General features: G+C 38.0%; 26 protein-coding genes and 1 tRNA gene. 8 read left to right on the top strand and 19 right to left on the bottom strand.

Annotated features, from left to right (window positions below):
* Nucleotides 1–57: 57 nt before the first annotated feature.
* From gap to VK90_RS02850, 5 genes are all read right to left on the bottom strand, one after another.
* Nucleotides 58–1,062, bottom strand: coding sequence for a type I glyceraldehyde-3-phosphate dehydrogenase (gap, locus tag VK90_RS02870; protein ID WP_000161236.1), 1,005 nt, complete (start codon nt 1,060–1,062; stop codon nt 58–60).
* A 27-nt stretch (nt 1,063–1,089) separates the two neighbouring features.
* The gene (cggR, locus tag VK90_RS02865; RefSeq protein ID WP_002174169.1) at nt 1,090–2,118 is read right to left on the bottom strand and encodes a gapA transcriptional regulator CggR; all 1,029 of its coding nucleotides are present in this window, start codon (nt 2,116–2,118) and stop codon (nt 1,090–1,092) included.
* 135 nt (nt 2,119–2,253) lie between these two features.
* The gene (locus tag VK90_RS02860; RefSeq protein WP_002174170.1) at nt 2,254–2,499 is read right to left on the bottom strand and encodes a glutaredoxin family protein; all 246 of its coding nucleotides are present in this window, start codon (nt 2,497–2,499) and stop codon (nt 2,254–2,256) included.
* Nucleotides 2,500–2,508: 9 nt separating this feature from the next.
* The gene (gene rpoN / locus VK90_RS02855) at nt 2,509–3,816 is read right to left on the bottom strand and encodes an RNA polymerase factor sigma-54 (protein WP_048370313.1); all 1,308 of its coding nucleotides are present in this window, start codon (nt 3,814–3,816) and stop codon (nt 2,509–2,511) included.
* A 257-nt stretch (nt 3,817–4,073) separates the two neighbouring features.
* Nucleotides 4,074–4,149: transfer RNA gene (locus VK90_RS02850), tRNA-Arg, on the bottom strand.
* Between the two features lie 206 nt (nt 4,150–4,355).
* On the opposite strand from VK90_RS02850, the gene VK90_RS02845 reads away from it, so the two are divergent.
* The 8 genes from VK90_RS02845 to clpP all read left to right on the top strand — a co-directional run bounded on the left by VK90_RS02845 (nt 4,356) and on the right by clpP (nt 8,966).
* Nucleotides 4,356–4,562 (top strand): DUF1657 domain-containing protein, encoded by a 207-nt coding sequence (locus VK90_RS02845; protein ID WP_000216167.1) that lies wholly within the window; start codon nt 4,356–4,358, stop codon nt 4,560–4,562.
* A gap of 114 nt (nt 4,563–4,676) precedes the next feature.
* On the top strand, nt 4,677–5,165 hold the full coding sequence (locus VK90_RS02840; RefSeq protein ID WP_048370310.1) for a YhcN/YlaJ family sporulation lipoprotein: 489 nt from the start codon (nt 4,677–4,679) through the stop codon (nt 5,163–5,165).
* Nucleotides 5,166–5,194: 29 nt separating this feature from the next.
* Nucleotides 5,195–5,671 carry a stage V sporulation protein AC gene (gene spoVAC, locus VK90_RS02835; protein ID WP_025148225.1) on the top strand — a complete coding sequence of 159 codons (477 nt, stop codon included), beginning with the start codon at nt 5,195–5,197 and terminating at the stop codon, nt 5,669–5,671.
* Nucleotides 5,672–6,688, top strand: a complete 1,017-nt coding sequence (spoVAD, locus tag VK90_RS02830) for a stage V sporulation protein AD (RefSeq protein ID WP_048370307.1) — start codon at nt 5,672–5,674, stop codon at nt 6,686–6,688.
* Nucleotides 6,685–7,035, top strand: a complete 351-nt coding sequence (gene spoVAE, locus VK90_RS02825) for a stage V sporulation protein AE (RefSeq protein ID WP_002174175.1) — start codon at nt 6,685–6,687, stop codon at nt 7,033–7,035. The genes spoVAD and spoVAE overlap by 4 nt, the downstream gene beginning before the upstream one ends.
* An 11-nt stretch (nt 7,036–7,046) precedes the next feature.
* On the top strand, nt 7,047–7,253 hold the full coding sequence (locus VK90_RS02820) for a DUF1657 domain-containing protein (protein WP_002174176.1): 207 nt from the start codon (nt 7,047–7,049) through the stop codon (nt 7,251–7,253).
* Nucleotides 7,254–7,273: 20 nt separating this feature from the next.
* Nucleotides 7,274–8,143, top strand: a complete 870-nt coding sequence (locus VK90_RS02815) for a DUF421 domain-containing protein (RefSeq protein WP_025148223.1) — start codon at nt 7,274–7,276, stop codon at nt 8,141–8,143.
* Between the two features lie 241 nt (nt 8,144–8,384).
* On the top strand, nt 8,385–8,966 hold the full coding sequence (gene clpP, locus VK90_RS02810; protein WP_001049156.1) for an ATP-dependent Clp endopeptidase proteolytic subunit ClpP: 582 nt from the start codon (nt 8,385–8,387) through the stop codon (nt 8,964–8,966).
* A gap of 333 nt (nt 8,967–9,299) precedes the next feature.
* Here clpP and VK90_RS02805 read toward each other — a convergent pair whose 3' ends face one another.
* From VK90_RS02805 to uvrA, 14 genes are all read right to left on the bottom strand, one after another.
* Entirely contained in the window at nt 9,300–9,548 is a 249-nt protein-coding gene (locus tag VK90_RS02805) for an HPr family phosphocarrier protein (protein WP_048370305.1), read from the bottom strand.
* 23 nt (nt 9,549–9,571) lie between these two features.
* The gene (gene whiA, locus VK90_RS02800; protein ID WP_002174179.1) at nt 9,572–10,522 is read right to left on the bottom strand and encodes a DNA-binding protein WhiA; all 951 of its coding nucleotides are present in this window, start codon (nt 10,520–10,522) and stop codon (nt 9,572–9,574) included.
* Between the two features lie 89 nt (nt 10,523–10,611).
* The gene (locus tag VK90_RS02795; protein WP_025148221.1) at nt 10,612–11,565 is read right to left on the bottom strand and encodes a gluconeogenesis factor YvcK family protein; all 954 of its coding nucleotides are present in this window, start codon (nt 11,563–11,565) and stop codon (nt 10,612–10,614) included.
* A 3-nt stretch (nt 11,566–11,568) separates the two neighbouring features.
* Nucleotides 11,569–12,450 carry an RNase adapter RapZ gene (rapZ, locus tag VK90_RS02790; protein ID WP_025148220.1) on the bottom strand — a complete coding sequence of 294 codons (882 nt, stop codon included), beginning with the start codon at nt 12,448–12,450 and terminating at the stop codon, nt 11,569–11,571.
* Nucleotides 12,451–12,470: 20 nt separating this feature from the next.
* On the bottom strand, nt 12,471–12,929 hold the full coding sequence (locus VK90_RS02785) for an NUDIX hydrolase (protein WP_001190083.1): 459 nt from the start codon (nt 12,927–12,929) through the stop codon (nt 12,471–12,473).
* 228 nt (nt 12,930–13,157) lie between these two features.
* The gene (locus VK90_RS02780; protein WP_048370302.1) at nt 13,158–13,964 is read right to left on the bottom strand and encodes a DUF368 domain-containing protein; all 807 of its coding nucleotides are present in this window, start codon (nt 13,962–13,964) and stop codon (nt 13,158–13,160) included.
* A gap of 163 nt (nt 13,965–14,127) precedes the next feature.
* Entirely contained in the window at nt 14,128–15,084 is a 957-nt protein-coding gene (gene trxB / locus VK90_RS02775; RefSeq protein WP_002174182.1) for a thioredoxin-disulfide reductase, read from the bottom strand.
* 84 nt (nt 15,085–15,168) lie between these two features.
* The gene (locus VK90_RS02770) at nt 15,169–16,680 is read right to left on the bottom strand and encodes a tetratricopeptide repeat protein (RefSeq protein WP_048370300.1); all 1,512 of its coding nucleotides are present in this window, start codon (nt 16,678–16,680) and stop codon (nt 15,169–15,171) included.
* A gap of 145 nt (nt 16,681–16,825) precedes the next feature.
* Nucleotides 16,826–17,332, bottom strand: coding sequence for an acyltransferase (locus VK90_RS02765; protein ID WP_048370296.1), 507 nt, complete (start codon nt 17,330–17,332; stop codon nt 16,826–16,828).
* 120 nt (nt 17,333–17,452) lie between these two features.
* Entirely contained in the window at nt 17,453–18,100 is a 648-nt protein-coding gene (gene ppaX, locus VK90_RS02760; protein WP_048370380.1) for a pyrophosphatase PpaX, read from the bottom strand.
* Between the two features lie 66 nt (nt 18,101–18,166).
* Nucleotides 18,167–18,979 (bottom strand): prolipoprotein diacylglyceryl transferase, encoded by an 813-nt coding sequence (gene lgt / locus VK90_RS02755; protein WP_048370294.1) that lies wholly within the window; start codon nt 18,977–18,979, stop codon nt 18,167–18,169.
* A 24-nt stretch (nt 18,980–19,003) separates the two neighbouring features.
* Nucleotides 19,004–19,933: an HPr(Ser) kinase/phosphatase gene (hprK, locus tag VK90_RS02750; RefSeq protein ID WP_053081318.1), complete on the bottom strand. Its 930-nt coding sequence runs from the start codon at nt 19,931–19,933 to the stop codon at nt 19,004–19,006.
* A gap of 156 nt (nt 19,934–20,089) precedes the next feature.
* Nucleotides 20,090–20,470 (bottom strand): phage holin family protein, encoded by a 381-nt coding sequence (locus VK90_RS02745; protein WP_002174188.1) that lies wholly within the window; start codon nt 20,468–20,470, stop codon nt 20,090–20,092.
* Between the two features lie 239 nt (nt 20,471–20,709).
* Nucleotides 20,710–23,580, bottom strand: a complete 2,871-nt coding sequence (gene uvrA / locus VK90_RS02740) for an excinuclease ABC subunit UvrA (RefSeq protein WP_048370291.1) — start codon at nt 23,578–23,580, stop codon at nt 20,710–20,712.
* Nucleotides 23,581–23,582: the final 2 nt, after the last annotated feature.

The following is a 23,582-nucleotide window of genomic DNA, read 5'->3' as shown; positions in this document are numbered from 1 at the left end:
AGAGAGGGAACAAACCCTCTCCCTCGTTTTGTCATTGATTGCTTATATACTTAAGAATTAAAGACCTTTAGAAGTCATGTATGCAGCTAGGTCTACTACGCGGTTAGAGTAACCAGTTTCGTTATCGTACCAAGAAAGTACTTTAACCATGTTACCTTCCATTACCATTGTAGATAATGCGTCGATTGTAGAAGAAGCTGTGCATCCGTTATAGTCGATAGATACTAATGGCTCTTCGCTGTATCCAAGGATACCTTTTAATTCGCCTTCAGCTGCTGCTTTGAATGCTGCGTTTACTTCTTCAACTGTTACTTCTTTGTCAAGTTCAACAACTAAGTCAACAAGAGAAACGTTAGCAGTTGGAACACGTACAGCGCCACCGTTTAATTTACCTTTAAGTTCTGGTAATACTAATGCTACAGCTTTAGCAGCACCAGTAGATGTTGGGATCATGTTTTCAGCTGCTGCACGAGCACGACGTAAATCTTTGTGTGGTAAGTCTAAGATTTGTTGGTCGTTAGTGTAAGAGTGAATTGTTGTCATCATTCCGCGTTTTACGCCGAATTTTTCGTTTAATACTTTAGCGAATGGAGCTAGACAGTTTGTAGTACAAGAAGCGTTAGATACTACGTTGTGGTTAGCTGCATCGTATTGTTCGTGGTTAACACCCATAACTACAGTGATATCTTCGTCAGAAGCTGGAGCTGAGATGATAACTTTCTTAACTGATCCACCTAAGTGTTTTTCAGCGTCTGATTTTTTAGTGAAACGACCAGTAGATTCTACTACTACTTCTACTCCGTAGTCGCTCCATGGTAATTGAGCAGGGTCACGCTCAGCGATAACTTTAATTTCTTTACCGTTAACAACGATGCTGTTTTCGTTAGCAGATACTTCTGCATTTAAAGTTCCGTGAACTGTGTCATATTTTAAAAGGTGAGCTAATGTTTTAGCATCTGTTAAGTCGTTGATTGCTACTACTTCTACCTCAGAGTTGTTAAGAGCTGCGCGGAATACGTTACGTCCGATACGTCCAAATCCATTAATACCAATTTTAGTCATTTGAATTTCCTCCTTGGGGGATTATATTTAAAGGGTAATACCCTTTGTTAACTGTTTTGCTGCACCTTCATCTGTAATTAGAATTGAAGTGTGCCCTTGCTTTATTACAGCCTGTATTGCCTTTGCCTTTGAAGAACCTCCAGCGACTGCAACAACGTGAGATACATGTTGTAAATCTTCAAGTTGCATACCAACTGTTCTTACTTTATGAACAACATTTCCTTGTTCATTAAAGTAGTAACCGAAAGCTTCGCCAACTGCTTCGCTTGCCTGAATCTTTAACCAATCTGCTTCTGAAGTATTTCTGCGACGTGCCATTGTTAACGCATCACCGATTCCATGAATGACGATATTGGAAGATCGAATCAACTCAAGAACTTCTTTCACGGATGGCTCTGTTACAATGGACGCATATGCTTCGCTACTAACGTGATCTGGAACATACAATAAGCGATAATTACTCATCGTATTTTGTGCCATTTTGGCACAAATGGTATTGGCTTCTAACTCAACACCTTCTCCAATTCCACCACGTGCTGGGACAAATAGCATATGTAAATCTTTGCAATCAAGTTGCATCATGTCCGCAGCAGCAGCTAGCGTAGTTCCTCCAGCCACAGCAACGATATTATTCGCTGTCAGACGGTCTTTTATACAAGTCACACAAGCACGGCCCATCTCCAGTTTGACCCAAGGTGATTCATCACTATCACCAGGGACAACGAAAACTTCATCCAAATCTAATGTTTCCTTAAGTTGTTTTTCTAAAACCTTTAACCCGGAAATTTCTTTCATAAAGTCTTCCAAAGCAAGAACTAAAGCTGTTCCTTCTTCTGTCAAAGTCATTCCAGAAGAAGCGACGTGAACTAAGTTTTGTTCTTTCAAAACTTGAACTTCACTTCGCAATACTCGTTCTGTCATACCAAGACTTGCAGATAAGTTTCTTCTTCCAATCGGCTGCATAAGCCTGATGTACTGAAGAACTTGCATTCTCGTTTGCATAACAGGTAGCAGATCAGGTAATAATTTTTTTGTGTTCTGAATCCATGAGCGCATATCTTTTCTCCTCACTACATTGGTTCATTTTTCCTCGTGGTCACTTTGTGTCCCGTAGTGACATTTTATGTCCCACATAGGTTAAAAAAATAATCCCTGCTACGTGTATTATTGTAACAGGAGATTGAAACTTATTCAACTCTTAACTGCATTGTTTATATAGTTTATTATGACACCTTTGTGAATGTTACCATATTCTACTTGTTTTCCGCCTATTTCTACAACCGGAATCATTAAATGATATTTTTCTAAAAGGTCATTATCTTCATATATATCTATTTCCTCGATTTGAAAAGAATATTCACATTGTACTTCCTGTAAAACTTGTTTCGCCTTTTCACAAAGACCACAATCTTTTTTTGTATATAGTACAACTTTCATCTTCTTCACCTATCCAATTGTTTTTCTTAGAGACGAAGCAGGAATGTGCATTTGTTCTCTATATTTCGCAACTGTTCTTCGAGAAATAACGACTTCATGCTCTTCTTCTAATAATTTTGAAATCTTTTGATCCGAAAGTGGCTTTTTCTTATTTTCCGCTTCCACAAGCGTTTGAATAAACTGTTTCACCCGCTTCGTTGAAACAGCCTCATCCTCTGTCGTCGAAACAGCATTACTAAAGAAAGATTTCATCTCAAATAAACCGTGCGGTGTTTGCACATACTTATTTCGCGTTGCACGACTAATTGTAGACTCGTGCACACTTAACTCTTCCGCTACTTCTTTTAAGGCAAGTGGCTTTAAATACTCTGGGCCTTTCCAGAAGAAATCACGCTGTTTTTCCATAATAATAGTCATCACTTGTAAGAGTGTTTGTTTTCTCTGTTTCAAACTGCGCATAATCCATTGCACATGTTGATACTTCTCCGATACGTAAGAAGCAACTTCTCTTTCACTATTATTAAGAAGCGCACTATACTCAGAATGAATTTCAATTCTCGGCATATTTCTCTCGTTCATCTGTAAAACGAGACGATCACCTTCTTTTTTCACCGCCATATCAGGCACAATATAAAGTGGTTTATCAGAAGAAAACGCAAGACCTGGTTTTGGTTGTAATGACGTAATACAATTTACCGCATGCTGTAATTCCTCATTACTACACTTCAACACTTGAACGAGCTTTCGCCAATCTTTCTTCACGAAGTAAGTGAAGTGCTCCTCTACAACCTCTTCCGCTAATCCATTCCGTCTTTGTAAGCGCTTCAATTGCAAGGTTAGACATTCCTGAATATTACGCGCCCCTACCCCTGCTGGCTCTAAAGATTGGACAAGCTCCACAGAACGGTCTACTACATCCATCGACGCAGAAAGAAGCTCTGATAGCTCTTCATTCGTTTCTTGTAAATACCCATTTCCATCCATGTTCATAATAATGAAAGAAGCTATTTTTCGCTCTTCTTCATCTATTTTATAATACTGTATTTGATTTAATAAATGTTGCTGAATCGTTGTTGAATCCACACTGTAGATTTCCATCTGATTCTCGACTTGTTTGCCGGTACTTTTACTTGTGTTAGAGCTCTTTTTCTTCTCCCTCTCAAAACCACCTAACTCAATAAGGGGATTCTCTAACGATTGCTCATACAAAAACTCCGATAATTCTTGTACATTATACTGGAGCATTGTAATCGCTTGCCTTAACTCTTGTGTCATTGCCAAACGTAAGCTTTGTTCTTGTAAAAGACTTGCCTTCAAACTAATCTCCCCCTTGTTTCTATTGTACAATAAGTTTGGTAAAAGGAGAATCCTATCGCAGACACCCATTCCAAAATATTATTAATTTATATGTATTAATGAGATTTACATCTTACAACCTAAAAATGAATAATATTGAAATAAAATAATAAACCACAACATTATCACCAAGTACTAATAGTAAATCTTATCACTAGATATAACAAGAGAAAAATAAAAAAGTCCTAACCTACAAAACGTAAGTTAGGACTTTTTGACGCGCCCAGAGGGATTCGAACCCCCGGCAGACGTGGTACCGGAAACCACCGCTCTATCCGACTGAGCTATGGGCGCATGATTATAAAAAAACACTTCATTTTCTTCTCATAATAATAGCAATAAAATCCATCTAAAGCAATAAAAATATACCCTTAATCCTTTATGCCCCTTAGCTGGAAGCATATAAATACATATCCCTCCCCTAAATTTTCCAATCATAAATTCCCCCCAACTCACAAATTATAATCTTTGAATTGATATTCCAAAGGGGGCTTCATTCAATGACTGTTATTACAAAACTAAAGCAAACTGTTTCTGGATTAAAAAGTGCACAAGCTAGCTTAGAGGGATTCGCTCTTGATACGGATAACCAACAAGCAAAGCAACTTTTCCAAACAGCTGCGCAGCAAACACAAACAATTATCGATTCTTTAAACCCACGTGTTGAAGAAGTCCAACAAGAAGAACCACAATACACACAGCAATAACTAAAAGTACCATTTCATCTAATGGTATACATTGCTGTGAAACAGAAAAAGGATGATATGCAGTCATCCTTTTTCTCTCACATTACATAATGCAATAGAAATGGAATGATGATTATGCGAAAGATCGGACTTATAACCGCGTTATTTGTACTTCTATTTAGCTCTTTTACTGGCTGTGATAATAGCCCCTTAGATAAAAAGGTAAAGAACGAAGAAGCAAAACGAACAGAGAAAGAAAAAGGCCCCAAATTAACGAAGATGAGCACGGAATCCTTTAATCAATCTATATCGCAAGAAGCAAAGAAAAAAGCTCTCGCTATGGATGAAATTATAAAAAGCACCGCAGTTAATTCAAATTTAGACCTCTACATAGCGGTTAAACCTGAACATCATGAAAGGTTTGGACTGAAACCACTGCGCAAAAAACTTCAAAAGCAATTAAGTGATGAAAATCCTACTTTCGATGTTCGTGTCAGTACAGATAAAAAGATCTTCATGTTACTCGAAAAGCTTGAAATCAAAATTAAGAGAAAAGAAGTAAATAAAGATGAAATCAAAAAACAGTTAAAGCTTATCGGATCAGAAATGGAATCTAACACTTAACGCTTTCTAATAGAAAAGGAAGGATTGAAATGTCTAGTAAAGATAAAAACTTAACCCCTGTACAACAGGAATATAAAAAATTCGAGCAAGAACGGGAGCCCAAGCGTCCTGTTTTGAAAAATTGTATAAAAGCTTTTTTCGTCGGTGGTTTTATTTGTTTAATTGGACAGTTTATTTCTACTTTTTACATCACATATTTTGATTTCACTGAGCGTTCAGCAGGAAATCCAACAGTCGCAACTCTTATTTTCATCTCGATGTTACTAACTGGATTCGGTGTATATGACCGCCTCGGACAATTTGCTGGAGCAGGCACAGCTGTACCTGTTACTGGATTTGGAAACTCGGTAATCGCAGCCTGTATCGAACACCGGACTGAAGGATTCGTTCTTGGTGTTGGAGGTAACATGTTTAAACTAGCTGGCTCTGTTATTTTATTTGGTGTATTTTCTGCTTTCGTCATCGCACTTATTAAAACGATTCTCGTTCAATGGGGAGGGCTATAAATGTTACAAGGACACCGAACGTGGGTATTTGAAAACAAACCAGTCATTATCTCAACCGGGGTAGTCGGTGGACCATTTGAAGCAAAGGGAAATATCCCTGAAGACTTCGACACCCTCCATGAAGATTTATGGCTTGGACAAGATTCTTACGAAAAGGCACATAAAATTTTATTTGAAGAAGCTTGTAGCCGCGCTACCGAAAAGGCAAAACTTCGTAAAGACGATATTCAATTCGTACTCGCAGGAGATTTAATTAATCAAATAACTCCAACGAGCTTTGCATGTCGTACACTCGGAACACCTTATCTCGGATTATTTGGAGCTTGCTCTACTTCTATGGAAGGATTAGCACTTGGGGCAAGCATTGTAAATGCAAAAGGGGCGAAATATTTATTAACTGGAGCATCAAGCCATAACGCTGCCGTAGAAAAACAATTCCGATATCCAACTGAATACGGTGGTCAAAAACCTCCTACTGCCCAGTGGACAGTGACCGGTGCAGGCGCAGCTATTTTAAGTGACACTGGATATGGTCCACAAGTAACATCCGCAACAATTGGTCGCGTTGTCGATATGGGATTAACTGATCCCTTTAATATGGGTGGCGCGATGGCCCCAGCGGCTGTCGATACGATTGAAGCCCATTTACGTGAACGACAAATTGACGCCAGTTACTACGACTTAATTGTAACAGGTGACCTTGGACATGTTGGTCGCGAAATTGCCTACGACCTACTACATAAACATGGAACAAAAATAACGAGCGAGCAATTCCAAGATTGCGGAATCATCATTTATAGAGACGGGCAACCTGTCATAGCTGGTGCAAGTGGCCCGGGATGTTCTGCAACAGTCGTGTACGGTCATTTATTAAATCGAATGAAAAGGGGAGAATTTAATAAGATACTTGTCGTTGCAACAGGTGCTTTACTATCTCCGCTGACATTCCAGCAAGAAGAAACAATCCCCTGTATCGCTCACGCTGTTTCGATTGAATTTGGAGGTGCAACGCAATGATTTTTTTCTGGGCTTTCGTCATTGGTGGACTTATATGTGTAATTGGGCAACTAATGTTTGATGTCGGTAAGTTAACGCCAGCTCATACAATGGCAACACTCGTTGTTATCGGCGCAATATTAGATGGGCTTAATCTTTATGAACCATTAATTGATTTCGCTGGGGCCGGAGCAACCGTACCAATTACAAGCTTCGGTAACGCCCTCGTTCACGGTGCGATGGAAGAAGCGGCTAAACATGGAATCGTCGGTGTCATTACCGGTATGTTTAAAGTAACGAGTGCTGGTATATCCGCAGCTATTATTTTCGGATTCATCGGTGCATTACTATTTAAACCGAAAGGATAAGAGGTGTTTGTATGACTGTTATCGCTAGCGTAAAAACTTGTCTTGCTAGTGTAAGGGGCGCTCAAGCAAGTTTAAGCTCCCTTTCATTAAATTCACAAGATGAAGAAGCAAAACGCGTATTTCATGAATGTATGTTAGAAATGGACAGCGTTATCGCTGATTTAAAGGATAGAATTTCAGTATTAGAACGTGAAGAACCTCAATATAAAGGGTTTTAAGTAGACTGGAGGAATTTACTATGTCTCACCTACCCGAATGGACACTTGTCATTCTCCGCTCTGTATTCATATTAATCATTTTATTCGCTATTACGAAATGGTTAGGGAAAAGACAAATCTCTCAGCTCTCCTTTTTTGAATACATAGCCGGAATGACAATCGGTGACATCGCTGCCCAAGTATCTACAGGGCTCGATTCAAAATTTTTCCACGGCGTCTTTGCGATACTCATTTTCGCTGTGGTACCTTTTTTCACAGGAATCCTCTCCTTAAAGAACAAAACAGCTCGGGACTTCTTTGAAGGGAAATCTACCGTATTAATAAAAGATGGAAAAATACTCGAAGATAACTTAAAGAAAGAAAAATATACAAGTGACGAATTACTTGAACTACTCCGAGGAAAAGATGCGTTCAGCGTAGCTGATGTTGAATTTGCTGTATTGGAACCGAGCGGTGAATTAAATGTATTATTGAAGAAAGATCGCCAGCCACTTACAGCAAAAGACATCGGGTTAAAAGTGCCAAATGAAAAAGAAACACAAACTGTTATTATGGATGGAAATGTACTAGATGAACCTCTTTCTGCTAGCGGGCATAACCGCGCTTGGTTACATTCAGAATTAGAAAAACTTGGTGTTGTCATTGAAAATGTCTTTCTCGCTCAAGTTGATTCATACGGACAACTTACTATCGACATTTACAATGATAAACTCCAAATGCCATCCCCTCAGAACAAACCTTTATTATTAGCATCTTTAAAAAAATGCCATGCTGATCTTGAATTATTCTCTTTAGAAACGAAATCAAAATCAGCGAGTGATATGTATAGTAAAAACGCGGAACAAATCGAGAACATCTTAAATAAAGTAACCTATCTTTTAAAAGAATAGGTAATGAAAGAACGCTTCTGTATAAAAGGCGTTCTTTTACCTTTTATACAGCTTTAATCACGTTTAAATTTATGTAATTCGGTTATGATGTTGAAGATACATAAGCAGGGAATTTCAAAAACATAGCGAATAAATCATGGTACAACTACATATTTTTTTGATTTAAAGTGGTTTCGTTTGACCTTTATTGACCATAATTGTATTATAAGACTAAGAAAGCTTTCAAAGGAGGAAATAACAGATGAATTTAATTCCTACAGTAATTGAACAAACAAATCGTGGAGAACGCGCTTACGATATTTACTCTCGACTATTAAAAGACCGCATCATTATGCTTGGTAGCGCAATTGATGACAACGTAGCAAACTCAATCGTTTCCCAGCTTTTATTCTTGGAATCTCAAGATCCAGAAAAAGATATTCACATCTATATCAACAGCCCTGGTGGTTCTATCACAGCAGGTATGGCAATTTACGATACAATGCAGTTTATTAAACCACAAGTATCAACAATCTGTATCGGTATGGCTGCATCTATGGGTGCATTCTTACTTGCAGCAGGTGAAAAAGGAAAACGTTTCGCTCTTCCAAACAGTGAAGTAATGATTCACCAACCACTTGGCGGAGCACAAGGTCAAGCGACTGAAATCGAAATCGCTGCAAAACGTATCCTATTCTTACGTGAAAAATTAAACCAAATCCTTGCTGACCGTACAGGTCAACCACTTGAAGTTTTACAACGCGACACAGACCGCGATAACTTCATGACAGCTGAAAGAGCTTTAGAATACGGTTTAATCGATAAGATCTTTACAAATCGTTAATAACTAAAAGCAGAAGCGGCTCGTTTAGAATGGGAGGGGGATGGAGCTTCTGACAAAGAGGTACTTTTTACCTCGGCGGAAGAAGCGAAGCCACCGACCATTCTAGCCGCTGGAGCTGGATACATTTAAAAGCGGAAGCGCCCTATCAAAAGGGCGCTTTTTTATATCATGTAATCTCCTGTTTACATACCCAATCTAGTATTCGAACAAATATATCGACTTACCGACAATTCCCGACAAACGCAAACCATCCACATACCCCGCTAATTGTTAACATACACCAATCGGACTACTCCCAAAATAAAAAAACTATCGCGCACGCGCGATAGCCTTTTATTGCACATATGCAGCTAATGCTTCTAAAGCTTCTTCTGCATCTGAACCTTCTGTTGTAATTGTTATCATGCTACCCGTTCCGATTGCTAAGCTCATAATCCCCATTATGCTCTTTGCGTTAACTGCCTTTCCATCTTTCTCGATGAAAATATCAGAATGAAAACGATTTGCCTCTTGTACAAACAACGCAGCCGGACGTGCTTGTAAGCCGTTTTTTAATGAAACTTTAACCCGTTTTTGAACCACAGCTCCATTTCCCCTTTAACCTCTTATTTTTTTGCTACCGTTTCTCCCGCGCGTAATTTCTCTGCAATCTCATCGATTTTACGCAAACGATGATTAATACCCGATTTACTAATTTTCCCCCCGGATACCATCTCACCTAACTCTTTCAATGTTACATCTTGATAATCTATCCGTAACTGTGCAATTTCTCTTAGTTTATCTGGCAAAATATCAAGACCAACCGTCTCATCAATATAGCGGATATTCTCAATTTGCCTTAACGCTGCACCAATTGTTTTATTTAAATTGGCCGTTTCGCAGTTAACTAAACGATTTACTGAATTACGCATATCGCGAACAATTCGAATATCTTCAAATCTTAAAAGTGCATTATGGGCACCTATAATATTTAAAAACTCTGTAATTTTCTCAGCTTCTTTCAAATACGTAATGTACCCTTTTCTTCTTTCCAACGTCTTACTATTTAAATCAAATCCGTTCATCAGTTCACATATAGAATCATTATGTTCCTTATATAACGAAAAGATTTCTAAATGATAAGATGATGTTTCTGGGTTATTTACTGAACCACCTGCTAAAAATGCACCGCGCAAATACGATCGTTTACAACATTTCTTCTCAATTAATTCCTGTGATATATTTCGAATAAACGAAAAATCATCTCGAACAATGTGAAGATCTGCTAGTATTTCGCGAGACTTCTCAACAAGCCGCACGATATATACATTATTTTTCTTCAATCGCATTTTTTTACGAACAAGTAATTCTACCGTCACATCATATCCTTTTTTCAAAAGCGTATAAATCCTTCTTGCAATTGCTGCATTTTCCGTTTGAATATCGATAGATAGGCGACGATTTGAAAAAGAAAGCGATCCGTTCATTCGAAGCAACGCCGATAATTCTGCTTTCTCACAGCATTCCTTCACTTCAAGATTGGTCAACTCTTTCTTTGTTTCTGATGCAAATGACACAGTCAACACCTCCTTATACTATTATTGTGGAACAAAAATCTTGTCCTATATGAATGAGGAGCGTTACCTCATCAAGAGATAACGCACATTTATAACAGTGAATATAAAATAGAAGCTAACTTTAATGTATCATGTCTTACAACACGATCATCATACTTCGCTAATTGATCTTGAATTACATCAATACCATTTTCAGCAAAACGGTCTTCATCCACTACAACTGGTTCCGACATTTCTTCCTCATATAACTTACGTAATTCACAAGGGATATCACGATTATTTACAATTGCAGTATCAATAAACGGTTTACCTAAATGATCATGCAACGCCTGCACATGATCAAACGCAGTATACCCCATCGTTTCACCCGCTTGCGTCATAACATTACATACATATACCTTCTTCGCTTTTGCAGCAAGAACAGCGTCCCCAATTTTGTTAACAACTAAATTCGGTAATATACTCGTGTACAGACTTCCTGGACCGAAAACAAGCAAATCAGCTCGTTTAATTTCAGTCAACGTTTCATATAGCGGTTCTACATCTTCTGGAGTTAAAAAGACACGATTAATCTTCTTCCCGAAATAAGGGATCTTTGATTCACCTGTTACAATTTCTCCATCTTCTAGTTCTGCATGAAGCACCGCACTTTGATTCGCTGCTGGCAATACACGTCCTCTGACATTTAACACTTTACTCGTTTCCGTAATCGCATGGTAAAAGTCTCCTGTAATCGAAGTCATACCTGCCAATAGTAAATTTCCTAACGCATGCCCTTTCAGTCCGTCTCCAGTTGTAAAACGGTGCTGAAATAAAGCTTCCACTAATGGTTCTACATCCGATAACGCAACAAGTACGTTACGAATATCACCTGGAGGTGGAATTTCTAACTCATCACGTAGTCTACCTGAACTGCCTCCATCGTCGGCTATCGTTACAACTGCTGTGATATCAACAGGATATTGTTTTAATCCTCTTAATAAAACAGAAAGTCCAGTTCCTCCTCCCATGATGACAATTCTAGGTTTTCTCTCTTTTTTCATCCCTTAATGGCCCTTTCTCTTCTCCACATCACGATGAGATACATGAACGCTATACTCTGGTTTCAAATGTTTCCCAAGGTACTCTGTAAGCGTAACAGAACGATGTTGTCCACCTGTACATCCAATCGCAATTACAAGTTGACTCTTACCTTCTCTTTTATAATGAGGCAGCATGAAAGTGATGAGGTCCGTCAATTTCTCTAAAAACTTATGTGTTTCATTAAATTTCAACACATATGACGAAACTTCTTCATCTAGTCCTGTTAATGGCTTCATATGTGGAATATAATATGGATTTGGTAAAAAACGCACATCAAATACTAAATCAGCATCAATTGGAATTCCGTACTTAAATCCAAACGACATAACATTTACACGGAATGCTTGCTCAGTTTCTGTTGAGAACAAGTGAACAATTTTTTCTCGTAATTCTTTCGGTTTCAAATCAGATGTATCAAGCACAATATTCGCTCGCGCCTTCATATCAGTTAATAAACTACGCTCTGCTTCAATTCCCTTTAACGGCAAGCCAGTTGGCGCAAGTGGATGCGAACGTCTCGTTTCTTTATAACGAGTTACAAGTGTGCTATCTTTCGCATCTAAAAATAAAATATGAGGGATAATCCATGTACGTTCTGATAAATCGTCAAGTGCTCCCCATAAATATTCAAAAAATTCTCGGCCACGTAAATCAATACCGAGTGCAACTTTATTCATTTTTCCTTTTGAATCTGCCATAAGTTCAATAAACTTCGGCAATAACATCGGTGGTAAATTATCTACACAAAAATATCCTAAATCTTCAAAACTTTGTAACGCTACCGTTTTTCCAGCTCCAGACATTCCTGTAATAATTACCATTTTTATATCATTATTCTCTGTCATCGTATCCTCTCCTTGAAGGTTTAACTCGGATCTAATCGATATGAAAGCAACTCAAAATCTGGGGTATATACAAATGTACCGTAGATTATACCATTCCCTTTAATTAAATAATCAATAATGTGATAATCTCCTGGTGCCATTGCTAAATCATCAATTTTATCAAATGTATGCCAACCAATGATGCCTTCTTCGCTCTCTAATTTGTTTTCTCCTGCAAAATCTGTTGCTAAAAAGGAGAACATCATCCATTCAGAAACAACCTTATCACCTTCTTGGATGACAAAGGTGAAGACCCCCTTTAACGCTGGGTTCTTTAAATAAATACCTGTTTCTTCACGATACTCGCGAACAACTGATTCTCTTACCGTCTCACCACGTTCCATCTTTCCACCTGGTGCAACCCACCAATTTCGGCGAGGTTTTTGAAGTAAGAGTACTTCATTATCTCTAATTAACACACAGTTTGTCACTCTTTGCATGTTTCTTCACCTCAGCTACTTGCAGCAAAATTTCTCACTGCATACTCATTTCATTATACTATCAAAAACAAATTGCTACAACGAAGGAGCCAGTCCCCTTTTGCTAAGCACATAACATGAAACAATTGTAAAAAAGCTTTCTATAACAAGCAATCTAAACGCTCTGATTCCCATTAAAACGCATAAAAATCCCCTTAACGATTTTTATCATCAAGGGGATTAAAGTACTTATTTCTTACCGAAATAAGTAACAATCGCAAATCCTAAAATAAAAGTAATGATTGAACTTACAATTGACATTCCACCAGTCGGAATGCCAGGGAACACAATTACAATCGATCCGATAACAAGTCCAATAATTGCTGCAAACGTCATACTCTTATAACGCTCTAATAGATAACTAATTCCTTTACTACTTACAACAAATCCAGCCATAACTCCGGCACCAATAACCACGATTAATGGTAAATTCAATGTAGTTAAAGCGTTAATTGCTGTTGGATACACACCAATAATTAACAAAATAAACGATCCACTAATTCCAGGAAGAAGCATAGCCATACTAGCCATCCATCCTGCGAAAAATAAACCAATTGTATTTAAAATTGTTAACGTCGTAATCGGATCTGCCGCTTTATCCGGCTTGAAGAAGGCCGTTATAGCTACAAGAATTGCTGCAATTACCAATACGACGATATGATTTCCTTTAAATGTTTCTTTCGCATCAGCTTCTCTCATTAACATTGGTAAAATGCTAATAATTAAACCGAGGAAGAAAAACTGGGTTGGTTCATAATGATTTGCAAGTAAGTATTTAATAACATGACTTAATGTCAAGAACGCTGCCGCCACACCAGCTGCAAGTGGAATCAAAAACCCTAAATGTTTTTTCCATTCACGACTAAAGAAACCGCTAATTGCTGCAAGCAATTGTTCATAAATCCCTAACACAACAGCGATTGTTCCGCCGCTCACACCAGGAATTAAATCACTAACGCCCATACAAAATCCACGATATATATTACGCCATTCCATACTGAATAAATTCCTCATTTCTTATAGTAATTTTTTCCGTAAAGTCCAGTATATCAATTGGAAAGCTTATAATCCTAATTATTTTTGACAAAATTTTGACATTTTTACATAAAAAAAAGAAAGCTCCTATCGGTAGCTTTCTTCTCAAAAGGTATATTACCCCTTATTTTTCTGTTGCAGTTTTTAGTTCCTCTAATAATTCTTCTACATAGTGTTGTGCACTTTGTGCCGCAATACTGCCATCGCCTGTTGCAGTTACAATTTGACGAAGCATTTTTTCGCGAACATCACCAGCTGCGAAAATACCAGGAACTTTCGTTTCCATACGCTCATTCGTTTCAACATAACCATTTTCATTTGTAATACCAAGCTCAACAAACGGTTTTGATAATGGTAGCATACCGATGTATACGAAAACGCCGTCAGTTTTGACTTCTTGTTCTTCACCGCTGTTTACATCTACAAGTGTTACACTTCCTACTTTACCATTTGTATCGTTAATTTCTTTTATAGTGTGATTCCAAATGAAATCTACTTTCTCATTTTGGAAAGCACGATCTTGTAAAATTTTCTGTGCACGAAGAGTGTCACGACGGTGAACGATTGTTACTTTTGATGCGAAGCGTGTTAAATATACACCCTCTTCAACAGCAGAGTCTCCCCCGCCAATTACAACAAGTTCTTTCCCTTTAAAGAATGCGCCATCACATACTGCACAATATGATACACCACGGCCGCCAAGTTCTTTTTCACCAGGCACACCAATTTTTTTATATTCTGCACCGCTTGCAACGATAATTGCACGTGCTTTATATTCTTTTTTACCAGCTACAATTGTTTTGTACTCTTTACCATCGATGACTTCTTTCACATCACCGTATGCATATTCAGCACCAAATTTCTTCGCGTGCTCAAACATTTTATTTGATAGATCTGGTCCTAAAATAGACTCATAACCTGGATAGTTTTCTACATCTTCCGTATTTGCCATTTGTCCGCCTGGAATACCGCGCTCAAGCATCAGTGTGCTTAAATTCGCACGAGATGTATATACTGCAGCTGTCATACCAGCTGGTCCTGCACCAATAATAATGACATCATAAATTTTTTCTTCTGACACACTATTCACTCCTATTCATTCATACACGTTAAGTTAACCTCATTATACTGTTAGCATCATTTTTTTCCCAATGATTTGCTTATCTTATGTGTGCGTACGCTTAACAGCCTGCACATACTTTCGTACAGTGGCTACAGATACATTATATACATTTCCAAGCTCCGCCTGTGTCATCTTATTTCTTTGTTCGCCACGCACAATATATTCAATTGCTGCTGACCAACCGTACACATTTGTAAAGATTGCCCCAGATGTATATAAACGTATGAACGTACAAAACCAAAAATGTAAACACTCTTCGATTAATTCATCATCTTTTTTCGTATAATTGTATAATGCATCCGCGATTCGCACGCACTGTTCAAATTGCTGTAAATCAGCCGGAATGCTTTTATGACTATTAAGTAAAAAGAAATACTTTGCAAGTTGCGATACGATTGGAACACCATTTTTCGCTTGCGTTACATCAAAGAAGAAACCAACCTTCTCTGGCGTTGACAATTCATTCATTAAATATAAAGCTAGCATTTGCTCTTCTAGCGTCGCACTTTGCTGAAATGATTTTCGTAATTCTTCAAATAAAAGGTTTTGCCCCTCATCTGCTAAATTCAGTGCATTCCACGGTTCTTTTCCCTTTTTATCAGGATGCAATTCTACAACATGTTGCCACATCTTTTCAGCTACTTGCTGATCTTCCACCATATAAGCAGAGTATGCAAACCAATAATAGAAACTAACGTCTCCTTCGTATCCTTGACGCTTTAATACTTTGAACCATTTATATGCATGTTCGAAATGACCGATTGTTGCAAGTGTTGTTCCAAGTTTCAAACGGTGCTCAAATGAAATTGGATATACCGAAACTAACTGCCCTGCTAATGTCTCTACTTGCTTATGCTCTCCAATTGAATATAGAAAAATAAGCGTATTACAAAGCGCATGCATATTACCAGGGTTTTTCTCTAAAATCATTTCTGTTAACTTGAGCGCTTGATCTACATTACCTGATTGAAAATGTGCAATCGCTAAATTATTATGGCCCGACCAAAATTCTGGATATTCTTTCGTAACAACTTCTAGTGTAGCAATGGCCTCTTCTAATTGTCCGTTACGAATGTATCGATTCGCCTCTTCCTGCATGACAATTAGCTCATCTTCATCCTCAATCTCTTCCGGACCCATTGCTTCCTCTTCCATAATCTCAAGCAATTCTAATGTATCTTCTACGAATTCCTTCTCCACCGCAACTTCTAAATAACGCTCTGCATACTTCTTCGCCTGTTGAAACAAGCCCATATACGCATAATTATTTGCAATAAAATAATAGCATTGTTCAAGTTCCGGGTTAGATCTAACAAGCTTTAGAAATGTTTGATTCGACTCTTGATATTCACCAGCTTCAGATAACGCTATTGCTAATTGGCATAAAATAAACGGCTCCTTCTCGCTTTGTGCCGCTCTTCGAAAATATTTAATTGCATCTTGCAATTTTTGCCCTTTATAAGCCCTCATCCCTTTTTTATAAAAGAAATCCGCTAATTGATTAAAAGAGATAACTTGTCCGTTCTCCTTATATATTCTTTGATTTTTCCCCATATATCCTCCAGTTTTTTGTTTTCTTCGTTCACACATTCTTTTATCTATAAGTATAAACGATTCCGTAAAAAACAAAACAGTATATTATAATCAATTATTTCCTTTTTATTCATAAAAAGAGAAGGGAAATGTTACATTTTTAACATCAACCTTCTCTAGCAGCCATTTCTTCTTTCGTATAAATAATACGCATCGGATTTCCGCCTACGAAAGATCCAGCTGGTACATCTCGATGGACAAGTGTACCAGCTGAAACGATAGCGCCATCTCCAATCGTTACACCTGGTAAAATCGTCGTATTTGCTCCAATCATAACTTCATTCCCTATGACGATTTCTCCAAGCCGATACTCACGAATTAAATATTCATGTGCTAAAATCGTCGTATTATAGCCGATAATTGAATTGTCTCCCACAGTAATCTTTTCTGGAAACATAATATCTGGCATTACCATAAGTGCAAACGATGTTTTCTTTCCTACTTCCATCCGTAAAAACGTTCGATACAACCAATTTTTCACGGATAAAAATGGCGTGTAACGTGCGACTTGGATAATAATAAAGTTTTTCATTACCTTCCAAAAAGAAACAGTTTTATACACATTCCACAATGAATTTTCTCCTGAAACAGGGTAGCGCGTTGTCCGTCGCACTTAACTCTCTCCTCTACTCAGATAAAGTGAAACTTTAATCAGTGGGGGGATTCATCCCCCACTGATTATTAGTTGAACCAATCGGGCTTTTACAGGCAAACTTCCCACATAACTTCCTTGCTACCCGTTAATGCGGGACAAAATTGGTAGTAAATCACTCATTTTATCTAGCACATAATCTGGTTTATACGCTTCTAAATACGCTCTACCTTTTAATGTCCATGAAACCGCTGCTGTTTTCGTACCTGCATTTTGCCCACCGACAATATCATGATGATTATCACCAACCATCAATGTTTCTTCTGGTTTTGCCTCTAATAATTTCAACGCTTTTTGAAGCGGTTCTGGATGTGGTTTTACATGTTCCACATCATCAATTGTCACGACCACATCAAAAAATTGATCAAGTTTCGAAAGCTTTAATCCCATTTCAACCGTCTGTCTCGCTTTCGTTGTAACAATGCCGATTTTATAACCTTGCTTCTTCAATTCTTGAACAGTTTCATATACAGTTTCATATTCTTCTACTAATTCATCATGATGCTCGTGATTAAATTGGCGATAGCATGTAATCATCTCTTCAACCTTACTTGCATCAATCTTACTAAAAGTATCGTGCAAAGATGGACCGATAAATGGCAATACATCTTCTCGCTTATACTGATTTGGATAATAGGTATGTAACGTATGTAAAAAAGAAGAAATAATAAGTTCATTTGTATTAATTAACGTTCCATCTAAATCAAATAACACTGTATTTATTTTCATCATCTCTAGTCCTTTCGCTGCCCGAATATGAAAGAAGCAGCATCTTATATAAGATGCTACTTTTCTCTAATTTTCTAAATATCTTTTATCAGATTGCCCCATTTTTCGTCTCACAATAATGAAAATGATAGAAAGAACAACAATCCCAATTGACATTACTTGTGCAATACGAAGTGGTCCTAACATTAAACTATCTGTACGTAAACCTTCTACGAAGAAGCGCCCAATTGAATACCAAATCAAGTATGTAAAGAACAGCTCACCGCGGCGTAAATTCACTTTTCGTAATGCAAGCAGTAAAATAACACCTGCAAAGTTCCATAATGATTCATATAAAAACGTCGGGTGATAATACACACCATCGATATACATTTGATTAATAATAAACTGTGGTAAATGAAGCCCTTCTAAAAACTGTCTCGTTACTTCACCACCGTGTGCCTCTTGGTTCATAAAGTTTCCCCATCGGCCAATTGCTTGTCCTAGTAAAATACTCGGTGCAGCAATATCCGCTAGCTTCCAAAACGAAAGTCCGCGTTTTTTCGCAAAAATAATTCCTGTAATAACAGCCCCGATTAAACCACCATGAATCGCCAAACCACCTTGACGAATATTAATAATTTGACTCGGGTTTTGAGAGTAATATTCCCATTCAAAAATAACATAGTACATTCTCGCAAAAAGAATGGCGATTGGTACTGCGATTAATACAAGATCAATAAATGTATCTTTTGGAATACCTAGCCTTTCTCCCTCGCGAGTCGCTAGCCAAAGACCTAATAGCACGCCTGTACCGATAATAACCCCATACCAATAAACAGGGAACGGTCCAAGTTGGATTGCTACACGGTCAAGCTGTGGTACAGAACCTAACAGCATATGTATGACCTCCCTCTCCAGAGTTTACTCTTGATTTCCTAACTCAATCGCACTCATTAATCGTTCAGAGAACTGTTGTGCCGCATTGACTCCCATACGTTTTAACCTGAAGTTCATCGCTGCTACTTCAATAATAACAGCCAAGTTTCGACCAGGACGAACTGGAAGTGTAATCTTCGTAAGTTCTGTATCAATAATCTTCATCTTCTCTTCATCAAGACCTAAGCGATCATAATTTTTCTTTTGATCCCAAATTTCAAGATTAATAACAAGTGTAATACGCTTATAATTTCGTACCGCCCCTGCACCGAATAACGTCATTACGTTAATGATACCTAGACCACGAATTTCTAATAAGTGCTCAATTAAATCAGGTGAGCTTCCTACTAATGTGTCTTCATCTTCTTGACGAATTTCTACACTATCATCCGCAACTAGACGGTGGCCACGCTTTACAAGCTCAAGTGCTGTCTCACTTTTCCCGACACCACTTTGACCTGTAATTAAAACACCAACGCCATAAATATCTACTAGCACACCATGAACAGCAGTTGTTGGCGCTAACTTACCTTCTAAATAGTTTGTTAAACGACTTGATAATCTCGTCGTCGTTTGAGAAGAACGTAATAAAGGCACGCCTGATTCACGTGATGCTTGTAATAACTCATCCGGCACATCTTGATTACGAGTTACAATAATACAAGGTGTCTCCTCAGTACAAAGCACTTTCATTCTCTCTTGCTTTTGCTCTGTCGTTAACGTATCAAAGAACGTAAGCTCCGTTTTTCCAAGAAGCTGCACGCGATCAGCTGGATAATATGTAAAAAATCCTGCCATTTCAATTCCAGGTCGTGATAAATCACTTGTATCAATCGGACGATGAATTCCTTCTTCACCACTTACTAACTCCAATTGAAATTGTTCCATTAAATCTTTTGTCCTTACTTTCGGCATATGTATAAACCTCCACTCCGCTGCGGGTTCAGTCTCATTTGATGTGAAATTCCATTCTAACGGATATTGTACCATTTTTTTCTTAAAACAAGAAACACGCTTTCTAATAAATAGAAAAAAACATTTCATACGAATGATGAAATGTTTTTCTTTTTGTCATTTTCTCTTTTTTTCATATAATGGTTCAACAATTGCCTTTTCAATTATCATATTAAAAATCGAAATACAAATTGCCGCGACAATCGCTACACCAAATCCGGATATATTAAAAGCATCCCCTAATAATGAATCTGCTATTTCTAACGTAATCGCATTAATAACAATTAAGAAGAAGCCGAAAGTTACAACAGTAATTGGTAGCGTAATTAAAATTAAAAACGGCTTTACGAACACATTTAAAATCGCCAATATAATACTCGCAATAATTGCAGTTTGTATATTTGCTACGTAAAATGCGTCTGGTGCAACCCCTTTTAAAAGTCCGGATACAGCGATTAACACAACGCTATTTACAAGAAGTGATACAATCCATCTCATTTCCTTACACATCCTTTTAACATATATATTTCATCATACGCTAATAGATAATAAACGCAAGTATCGTACAAACACTTATAACAGCTTATTCTATTTTTTATACTTGTATACCTACTAACAATCTTACCAATTTCCCTTGGTGTTTTTCTTTCGCAGAACCTCTATAAATTCCATTTTCTCCCCATAAAATAAAAACCGAGTGTATTTTTTATCTTTACACTCGGTTTTCACTAACAAACTTATTGTGATAACTCTACTTCTTTTATTTTCTCTTTCATCCTTGTTTTATCACGATCTAAAATCTCTTTTAAATACTTACCTGTATACGAGCGTTCTTCTTTCACCACTTGCTCTGGCGTTCCGGAAGCAACGATTTGTCCACCTTTGTCTCCACCTTCTGGCCCAAGATCAACGATATAATCAGCTGTTTTAATAACATCTAAATTATGCTCGATTACAAGTACTGTCTCGCCACTTTCAACAAGACGCTGCAACACTTCCAGAAGACGTGCAATATCATGTGCATGTAAACCAGTCGTTGGCTCATCTAAAATGTATAACGTACGCCCTGTAGAACGACGGTGTAATTCAGAAGCTAATTTCACACGCTGCGCCTCACCACCTGATAATGTCGTAGCTGGTTGTCCTAATTTCATATAACCAAGCCCTACATCTACAAGTGTTTGAAGTTTACGCTTAATTTTCGGGATATTAGCAAAGAATTCTACCCCATCTTCAATCGTCATCTCTAACACTTCAGAAATGTTCTTATCTTTATATTTCACTTCTAACGTTTCACGATTGTAACGTTTACCGTGACAAACTTCACACGGAACATACACATCTGGTAAGAAGTGCATTTCGATTTTAATAATTCCATCCCCACGGCACGCTTCACAACGGCCGCCTTTTACGTTAAAGCTGAAACGCCCTTTTTGATACCCACGCACTTTCGCCTCATTCGTTTGCGCAAACACATCACGAATATCATCGAATACACCTGTATATGTTGCTGGGTTGGAACGTGGTGTACGCCCGATTGGTGATTGATCAATATCAATAACTTTATCTAACTGCTCAAGACCTTTAATTTCTTTATGAGCCCCTGGCTTCGCTTTCGATTTATATAGCTTCTGAGCTAACGATTTGTATAACACTTCATTAATCATCGTACTTTTTCCAGAACCAGATACGCCTGTTACTGCGACAAATGTACCTAGAGGAAATGACATTTTCGCGTTCTTTAAGTTATTTTCTTTCGCACCGACAATCTCCACTTTACGTCCGTCACCTTTACGTCGTTCAAGTGGTACTGGAATAAACTCTTTACCGCTTAAATATTTTCCTGTTAATGAATTCTCGTCTTGCATAACTTCAGCTGGTGTACCTGCTGATACAACTTGACCACCATGGATACCTGCACCAGGTCCGATATCAAGCAAATAATCGGCGGCCATCATCGTATCTTCATCATGCTCAACAACGATTAACGTATTTCCTAAATCTCGCATTTCCTGCAATGTACGAATAAGACGATCATTATCGCGCTGATGCAAACCGATAGAAGGCTCATCAAGAATGTAAAGTACGCCCGTAAGACGAGAACCGATTTGCGTCGCTAAACGGATACGCTGCGCTTCACCACCTGATAAAGTTCCTGCGGCACGACTTAACGTTAAATATTCTAAACCGACGTTTACTAAGAACCCAACGCGCTCCTGAATTTCTCTCAAAATTAAATGAGCAATTTTTTGTTGTTTCTCGGTTAATTCAACATTTGAAAAGAAGTCCTGTACTTCTTGAACGGAATATTTTGTTACATCGGCAATCGTTTTATCACCAACGAAAACAGCTAAACTCTCAGGCTTTAAGCGTCCGCCTTTACACTTCGGACAAGCTTGCTCTGCCATATACTTTTCCATTTGTTCGCGAATATAATCAGAACTCGTCTCACGATAACGACGCTCGATATTTGGAATAACGCCTTCAAATAAAATCTCATTTTCCTTTACTTGACCAAATTCATTCACATAGCGGAAATAAACCTTCTCTTCACCGCTTCCGTACAACACTTTATCAAATAAATCTTTCGGTATATCTTTCACCGGCATATCCATATCGATGCCGTAATGATTACACACAGATTTTAATAATTGCGGGTAATATTGCGAACTTGTCGGTTCCCAAGGAGCAATCGCATGTTCATTTAGTGATAAATCCCAGTTCGGAATAACAAGTTCTAAATCTACCTCTAGCTTTGAACCTAGTCCATCACAAGAAGGACATGCACCAAATGGGCTATTGAAGGAGAACATACGTGGCTCTAATTCCCCGATTGAAAAACCACAATGCGGACAAGCATGATGTTCACTAAATAGAAGTTCTTCTTCTCCCATTACATCGATTAAAACTCGGCCTCCGCCAAGCTTTAAAGCACTTTCGAGTGAATCTGCAAGTCGGCTTGCAATTCCTTCTTTCACAACAATACGGTCAATAACAACTTCAATTGAATGCTTCTTATTTTTATCTAACGTAATCTCTTCAGATACATCCAGCATCTCTCCATCCACGCGCACACGAACATAACCTTGCTTCTTAATATCTTCTAGTACTTTCACGTGTGCACCTTTACGCCCTGACACGATAGGCGCTAGCACTTGCAACTTCGTACGTTCAGGATATTCAAGTACACGGTCTACCATCTGTTCCACTGTTTGTGATGTAATTTCAATTCCATGATTCGGACAAATCGGCGTACCAATTCGCGCGAATAATAAACGTAAATAATCATAAATTTCCGTTACCGTTCCAACCGTTGAACGAGGATTACGACTCGTCGTTTTTTGATCAATTGAAATCGCTGGAGATAAGCCTTCAATCATATCAACATCCGGCTTATCCATTTGTCCTAAAAACTGACGTGCGTACGCAGATAAAGATTCCACATATCTGCGCTGTCCTTCTGCATAAATCGTATCGAATGCTAACGATGATTTCCCCGAACCAGACAATCCCGTCACAACAACAAGCTGATTTCTCGGAATGGTTACGTCAATATTTTTTAAATTATGCGCTCTAGCACCTTTTACAACAATAAAATCTTTACTCACTC

Source organism: Bacillus sp. LK2, from assembly GCF_001043575.1.
Taxonomy (GTDB): Bacteria; Bacillota; Bacilli; order Bacillales; family Bacillaceae_G; genus Bacillus_A; species Bacillus_A paramycoides.
Note: the sequence above shows the minus strand (reverse complement) of the source record. Positions and strands in the feature narration are given on the sequence as shown.

What these genes read in the sequence shown, in the direction of transcription:
- VK90_RS02770 (WP_048370300.1), bottom strand. Translation starts at nt 16,680, where the DNA reads ATGGGGAAAAATCAAAGAATATATAAGGAGAACGGACAAGTTATCTCT.
- VK90_RS02840 (WP_048370310.1), top strand. Translation starts at nt 4,677, where the DNA reads ATGCGAAAGATCGGACTTATAACCGCGTTATTTGTACTTCTATTTAGC.
- VK90_RS02745 (WP_002174188.1), bottom strand. Translation starts at nt 20,470, where the DNA reads ATGAGATGGATTGTATCACTTCTTGTAAATAGCGTTGTGTTAATCGCT.
- VK90_RS02780 (WP_048370302.1), bottom strand. Translation starts at nt 13,964, where the DNA reads ATGGAATGGCGTAATATATATCGTGGATTTTGTATGGGCGTTAGTGAT.
- hprK (WP_053081318.1), bottom strand. Translation starts at nt 19,933, where the DNA reads ATGCCGAAAGTAAGGACAAAAGATTTAATGGAACAATTTCAATTGGAG.
- clpP (WP_001049156.1), top strand. Translation starts at nt 8,385, where the DNA reads ATGAATTTAATTCCTACAGTAATTGAACAAACAAATCGTGGAGAACGC.
- gap (WP_000161236.1), bottom strand. Translation starts at nt 1,062, where the DNA reads ATGACTAAAATTGGTATTAATGGATTTGGACGTATCGGACGTAACGTA.
- cggR (WP_002174169.1), bottom strand. Translation starts at nt 2,118, where the DNA reads ATGCGCTCATGGATTCAGAACACAAAAAAATTATTACCTGATCTGCTA.
- VK90_RS02795 (WP_025148221.1), bottom strand. Translation starts at nt 11,565, where the DNA reads ATGAAAAAAGAGAGAAAACCTAGAATTGTCATCATGGGAGGAGGAACT.
- VK90_RS02845 (WP_000216167.1), top strand. Translation starts at nt 4,356, where the DNA reads ATGACTGTTATTACAAAACTAAAGCAAACTGTTTCTGGATTAAAAAGT.
- spoVAE (WP_002174175.1), top strand. Translation starts at nt 6,685, where the DNA reads ATGATTTTTTTCTGGGCTTTCGTCATTGGTGGACTTATATGTGTAATT.
- ppaX (WP_048370380.1), bottom strand. Translation starts at nt 18,100, where the DNA reads ATGAAAATAAATACAGTGTTATTTGATTTAGATGGAACGTTAATTAAT.
- spoVAC (WP_025148225.1), top strand. Translation starts at nt 5,195, where the DNA reads ATGTCTAGTAAAGATAAAAACTTAACCCCTGTACAACAGGAATATAAA.
- VK90_RS02820 (WP_002174176.1), top strand. Translation starts at nt 7,047, where the DNA reads ATGACTGTTATCGCTAGCGTAAAAACTTGTCTTGCTAGTGTAAGGGGC.
- VK90_RS02815 (WP_025148223.1), top strand. Translation starts at nt 7,274, where the DNA reads ATGTCTCACCTACCCGAATGGACACTTGTCATTCTCCGCTCTGTATTC.
- VK90_RS02785 (WP_001190083.1), bottom strand. Translation starts at nt 12,929, where the DNA reads ATGCAAAGAGTGACAAACTGTGTGTTAATTAGAGATAATGAAGTACTC.
- VK90_RS02860 (WP_002174170.1), bottom strand. Translation starts at nt 2,499, where the DNA reads ATGAAAGTTGTACTATATACAAAAAAAGATTGTGGTCTTTGTGAAAAG.
- spoVAD (WP_048370307.1), top strand. Translation starts at nt 5,672, where the DNA reads ATGTTACAAGGACACCGAACGTGGGTATTTGAAAACAAACCAGTCATT.
- lgt (WP_048370294.1), bottom strand. Translation starts at nt 18,979, where the DNA reads ATGCTGTTAGGTTCTGTACCACAGCTTGACCGTGTAGCAATCCAACTT.
- rapZ (WP_025148220.1), bottom strand. Translation starts at nt 12,450, where the DNA reads ATGACAGAGAATAATGATATAAAAATGGTAATTATTACAGGAATGTCT.